This is a genomic window from Granulosicoccus sp. 3-233 (assembly GCF_052681095.1).
In genome coordinates, this window is sequence record NZ_JBQYLE010000002.1 from 943,091 (window position 1) to 948,898 (window position 5,808).

At 60.3% G+C, this 5,808-nt stretch carries 6 protein-coding genes; all 6 read left to right on the forward strand.

Features of this window, described 5'->3' with window-relative positions:
• Positions 1-1,212: L-aspartate--glyoxylate aminotransferase BhcA (bhcA, locus tag ACUNV4_RS08960; protein WP_430878172.1), on the forward strand; the 1,212-nt coding region annotated here is incomplete at its 5' end.
• On the forward strand, positions 1,209-2,225 hold the full coding sequence (gene bhcB, locus ACUNV4_RS08965) for a beta-hydroxyaspartate dehydratase BhcB (protein ID WP_430878173.1): 1,017 nt from the start codon (positions 1,209-1,211) through the stop codon (positions 2,223-2,225). The genes bhcA and bhcB, both read left to right, overlap by 4 nt.
• A complete protein-coding gene (gene bhcC / locus ACUNV4_RS08970) occupies positions 2,225-3,400 on the forward strand; it encodes a 3-hydroxy-D-aspartate aldolase BhcC (RefSeq protein WP_430878174.1) in 1,176 nt (391 codons plus the stop codon). The genes bhcB and bhcC overlap by 1 nt, the downstream gene beginning before the upstream one ends.
• A gap of 11 nt (positions 3,401-3,411) precedes the next feature.
• Positions 3,412-4,383: an iminosuccinate reductase BhcD gene (gene bhcD / locus ACUNV4_RS08975; RefSeq protein WP_430878175.1), complete on the forward strand. Its 972-nt coding sequence runs from the start codon at positions 3,412-3,414 to the stop codon at positions 4,381-4,383.
• A gap of 108 nt (positions 4,384-4,491) precedes the next feature.
• Positions 4,492-5,250 carry an RluA family pseudouridine synthase gene (locus ACUNV4_RS08980; protein ID WP_430878176.1) on the forward strand — a complete coding sequence of 253 codons (759 nt, stop codon included), beginning with the start codon at positions 4,492-4,494 and terminating at the stop codon, positions 5,248-5,250.
• A gap of 8 nt (positions 5,251-5,258) precedes the next feature.
• Positions 5,259-5,660 carry a DUF2177 family protein gene (locus tag ACUNV4_RS08985; protein ID WP_430878177.1) on the forward strand — a complete coding sequence of 134 codons (402 nt, stop codon included), beginning with the start codon at positions 5,259-5,261 and terminating at the stop codon, positions 5,658-5,660.
• Positions 5,661-5,808 lie beyond the last annotated feature (148 nt).

A 5,808-nucleotide genomic window follows, 5' to 3' on the forward strand; every position in this document is an offset into this window, starting at 1 on the left:
AGGACGCTCCTCATGAACGGACAGAACCCGATATTCATTCCTGGCCCCACCAATATTCCCGATCGTCTGCGCGCAGCCATGAACGTGCAGAGCAGCGATCACAGAGCCCCCGATTTCAAGGACCTGTTGCAGCCAGTGCTGCGAGATGTCCGGAAAGTCTTCAAGATGAAAGGGGGCGAGATCATCACCTTTCCCGCCAGCGGTACCGGCGGCTGGGAGGCTTCCATCACCAACACCTTGTCGCCCGGTGACAAGGTGTTGGTCGCTCGCTACGGCATGTTCTCGCATCGCTGGATCGACCTGTGTCAGCGTCATGGTCTGGATGTCGAGGTGCTCGAATGCGAGTGGGGTGAAGGTGCGCCGGCGGATCGTTTTGCCGATCGTCTGGCCAGTGACGAGGCCGGACTGATCAAGGCAGTGCTGGTGACGCACAATGAAACGGCTACCGGTGTGCGCAGCGATATCGCTGCGGTGCGCACCGCGCTGGATGCCAGCGATCATCAGGCCCTGTTGTTTGTCGATTGTGTCAGCTCGCTCGGCAGCATGGATTTCCGGATGGATGAATGGGGTGTCGATCTGGCGGTTTCCGGGTCACAGAAAGGCTTCATGCTCAATACCGGCATGGCCATTGTGGCGGTCAGTGACAAGGCGCTGAGCGCGATGGAAACTGCTCGCTGTGCCCGTTGCTTCTTCGACTTCCGGGACATGCTGGCGGCCAACCAGGTTGGTGGCTATCCGTATACACCGCCATTGCAGCTGATTCACGGTTTGCGCGAGAGTCTGGACATGCTGCTGGCAGAAGGTCTGGAGAACGTCTTCCAACGGCATTTCCGCATTGCCGAAGGTGTTCGCCAGGCGGTGGCTGCCTGGGGCATGACGCTGTGCGCACGCGCTCCCGAGCTGTATTCGGACACGGTCAGTGCCATCTACGTGCCGGAGGGCTTCGACAGCAATTCGCTGACCGATCATGCCTTCAGCCGCTATGAAGTCTCGTTTGGTGTCGGCCTGGGTGAGATGTCCGGCAAGGCGTTTCGCATCGGCCACCTGGGATCGATGAGCGAGGTCATGGCACTCTCGGGTCTGGCGGCCATGGAGATGGCCATGAAGGATCTGGACTATCCGGTGAGTCTCGGCTCCGGTGTGGCTGCGGCGCAGGAGTACTATCGACAGAGTGGCGCAGCGCCGCAGATCGCGGGAGGTCAGGCTCGATGAAGACTGAAAACCGTCATGAATCCACCGATGGTACAGGCGTGAGTGTGCCGGATTTCGCCGCGGTAGAAGCGGCGCATGAGCTCATTCGGCCGTATGTCCATCTGACACCGGTGCTGACGTCAGCCTTCCTGAACGCCCTGACAGGTGCAGATCTGCATTTCAAGTGCGAGAACTTCCAGAAGGCGGGTGCCTTCAAGGTACGTGGTGCTTCCAATGCGGTGTTTGGTCTGGACGAGGCAACGGCGAAGCGGGGCGTGGCGACACATTCGTCAGGCAACCATGCGCTGTCGCTGTCCTACGCGGCCGGACAACGAGGTATACCGGTGACGGTGGTCATGCCGCATACGGCGCCGGAGGCCAAGAAGGCTGCGGTGCGCGGTTACGGCGGCACCATTGTCGAATGCGAACCCTCCACCAGTTCGAGAGAAGCCACCTTTGCCGAGGTGGTGGCGCACAGTGGAGCGGACTTCGTGCACCCCTACAACGACCCGCGCGTCATCGCCGGGCAGGCAACCTGTTCCAGAGAGCTTCTGCAGCAGGTTGAAGGGCTTGACGACGTCATCGCCCCCATCGGTGGTGGTGGCATGGTGTCCGGTACCTGTCTGACGCTGTCCAGCATTGCGCCTTCGACAAGGATCTATGCGGCCGAACCGATCAACGCCGATGATGCGGCTCGTTCATTCCACGCCGGGCACATCATTGCCGACGATGCACCTTCCACCGTGGCCGATGGTTTGAAGGTGCCGCTCAAGGAGCTCACCTGGCACTTCGTGTCACGGCATGTCACGGATGTGCTGACCGTCAGTGAGCAAGAGATCGTTGACGCCATGAAGCTGATCTGGCAGCGCATGAAAATCGTGGTGGAACCCAGCTCGGCAGTGACCCTGGCGGCCATCATCCGTCATCGAGACCTGTTTGTCGGCCAGAGAGTCGGCGTTATTCTGACCGGTGGCAATGTCGACATGGATCGACTGCCCTGGATGCTTCAACCCTTCAACACGCGAGAATCATGATGTCCACAGCAAGCCTAGGTAGTGTGCAGGAAGATCAACATGAGGTCGGTTACGACATACCGGCAGCCGTCGGCATGGATGAGTCGGACATTCAGACTCCGGCACTGGTTCTGGATCTGGACGCACTGGAGCGCAATATCCGCAAGATGGGTGACTATGCTCGCGCAGCCGGTGTGCGTCACCGGGTACACGGCAAGATGCACAAGTCCGTTGACGTGGCCTTGCTCCAGGAGAAGCTGGGCGGCAGCTGCGGTGTGTGCTGTCAGAAGGTCAGCGAAGCGGAAGTGTTCGTGCGAGGCGGCATCAAGGACGTGCTGGTCTCCAATCAGGTACGCGACCCTGCCAAGATCGATCGTCTGGCAAGGCTGCCGTTGCTGGGTGCTCGCACCCTGTGTTGTGTCGACGATATCGACAATGTCGCCGAGCTGTCCGAGGCCGCCACTCGGCACGGCACCGAAATCGAATGTCTGGTGGAGATCGATTGCGGGGCGGGCCGTTGTGGTGTGACCACCACCGAGGAGGTGCTACGGATTGCTCAGGCGATCGATGCCGCGGAGGGTCTGATATTTTCCGGTATACAGGCCTATCAGGGGGCCATGCAACACCTGGATCTGTTCGAGGAGCGCAAGGCCAAGACTGCCATTGCCATCGAGATGGTACGTGAGGCGGTAGCAGGCTTGAAGACACTCGGCCTCGAGTGCGACATCATCGGTGGCGGCGGTACCGGATCCTATCAGTTCGAGAGCGAATCCGGCCTCTACAATGAATTGCAGTGCGGCTCCTATGCATTCATGGACGCCGACTATGGCCGTATACGGGATGCACAGGGACAGCGTATCGATCAGGGAGAATGGGAAAACGCCCTGTTCATTCTGACGTCGGTCATGAGCCACGCCAAGGCGGACAAGGCAATCTGTGATGCCGGTCTGAAGGCGCAGTCGGTGGACAGTGGTCTGCCCTTCATCCATGGCCGGGAGGATGTCGAGTACATCAAGTGCTCGGACGAGCATGGCGTCATTGCGGACCCGGATGGGGTCCTGAAGGTCAATGACAGATTGCGGCTGGTACCGGGCCACTGTGATCCCACCTGCAATGTGCATGACTGGTACGTGGGTGTACGCAATGGCAAGGTGGAGGCTCTCTGGCCGGTGAGTGCTCGTGGCCGGGCGTATTGAGGGAGCAATACATGATCATCGTGACGGAAACCACCTGTCGGGAAGTCATCAGCGCGGCGCACGCCTTCGAGGCGGTGGAAGCCGTGTTCGCTGCCATGGCAAGAGGGGATGCATACAACTTCCCGGTCATACGAGAGGCGATCGGTCATGCGGAGGCCCTGTACGGATTCAAATCCGGTTTCGACAGGGCCGGTCTGTCGCTGGGACTGAAGTCCGGAGGGTATTGGCCGGGAAATGCCAGCAGAGGATTGAGCAATCACCAGTCGAGCATCTTTCTGTTCGATCCCGATACCGGGCAGTTGCAGGCGCTGGTGGGCGGAAACTACCTGACAGCGGTGCGCACGGCGGCGGCCAGTGCGGTGTCGATCGCCCATCTGGCCCGTCAGGACTCGCGAGTGCTGGGTATGGTGGGTGCAGGTCATCAGGCACCGTTCCAGCTGCGAGCGGCGGCTGCACAGCGCCGCTTTGACAAGGTGCTTGCCTGGAACCTGCATCCGCAGAAGCTGTCCACGCTGCAGCAGGTGGCAGACGAGCTCGATCTGCCGTTTCAGGCCGTGGAGCGCGAGCAGCTGGCAGCAGAGTCGGATGTCATCATCACCATCACCTCGGCTCATGAGGCCCTGTTGCAGCGGGACTGGTTGCAGCCGGGTACCCACATCGCCTGCATGGGAACCGATACCGCTGGCAAGCAGGAGCTGGATCCGTCGATTTTCGCCAGCAGCCGCATCTTCACCGACGAGGTGGCGCAATCGGTAACGATCGGCGAAGCACAGCATGCGGTGGCCAGCGGGCAACTGCAGGCGGACGACATCACGGCGATCGGTGCGGTGATCAATGGTCTGCATCCGGGCAGGCAACACGCTGAAGACATCACGGTATTCGACGGCACCGGTGTCGGTTTGCAGGATCTGGCCGTGGCCTCGGCGGCGGCCAGACTGGCGCAGGAGCGCGGGCTGGCAGGGGAGGTCTCGCTGCAGGCCTAGGCAGACGAGGAGCAACGTAAGAGACTGAACAGGATCATTCGTGAAAGGCAGTCTCGGTGGAGTACCATGGTGGCCGATTGAACAGCGGCATGGGCCCTTTGCAACAGTATGTCTGACAACCGTTCGAACCCGACGCCAGGGCTTCTTCATGAGCCGATTCCGGGGCTGCCTGTGGTGTTCGAGGATGCGTCGCTGATTGTCGTCGACAAACCCTCGGGCATGCTGTCGCAACCCGGTCGTCAGGTCTCCGATTCGGTTCTCGAACGGGTATTGCAGGCGCGTCCCCAGGCAACGGGGCCGGTCATGGTGCACCGTCTGGACATGGATACCTCCGGGTTGCTGCTGCTGGCAAAGAATCGCACGGTGCATCGCATGTTGCAGCAGCAATTCGAGCACCGCCGTATCGGCAAGCGCTACCTGGCCAGATTGAGCGCCGTGCCGACAGCCATGGGTGGGCGCATCCATCTGCCGCTCCGTGTGGATATCGACGACCGCCCAAGGCAGGTCGTCTGCGAAGAACATGGCAAGACCGCCACCACCGTCTGGCATCGCTGCAAGGAGCAACGTGCGGATCACGTGTGGTTGTATCCCCTGACAGGGCGTACACACCAGTTGCGCGTTCATCTGGCTCATCCGCGAGGGCTGGGGATTGCCATCGAAGGGGATCGTCTGTATCAGGACCATTACGAATCACTCCGCACTCTTGGCTCGGCTGTCGCGGCTGCTGAGGCAGAGGCGGGGCAGAGTAGAACATTCCCCGATGTGGGTGGGTTGATGCTGCATGCGCAGCTTCTGGCCTTCGATCATCCATTGACGGGTATCAGGCAGAGTTTTCAATCCACACCGCCGTTCGGGAAAATCGGTTAGAAAGGGCCATGAAAATTTATCTGATTGCCTACTTTTCCGCTGTTCTGGCCTTTCTGGTACTCGACGGCCTGTGGCTGGGGCTGATTGCCAGAAATTTCTATGCGGACCAGATGGGGGAGTTGCTGCGCAAGGATATTCTGGTGGCGCCCGCCGCAGCGTTCTATCTGGTTTATGCCGCTGGCCTGGTCTTTCTCGCGGTGCGGCCCATGAATCCGGACCTGTCTCTGGCAAGCGTGGCCCTGTATGGGGCCGTGGTTGGCTTTCTCGCTTACGGTACATACGACATGACGAATCTGTCCACCGTGCGTGAGTGGCCGGCGCTGATGAGTGTAGTTGACCTGGTGTGGGGGACAGTGCTGTCCGCCAGCGTGGCGACAGTGTCTGCACTGTCGGTGCGACATTTCTCGTAGGTGCAAGCAGAGGATCAGCAGGCTCTGCCGATCTTTCGGTTGCGATTTTCAGTGGCAGGTGTCTGATGCGGGTGTCTGATGCGGGTGTCTGATGCGGGTGTCTGATGCGGGTGTCTGATGCGGGTGTCTGATGCGGGTGTCTGATGCG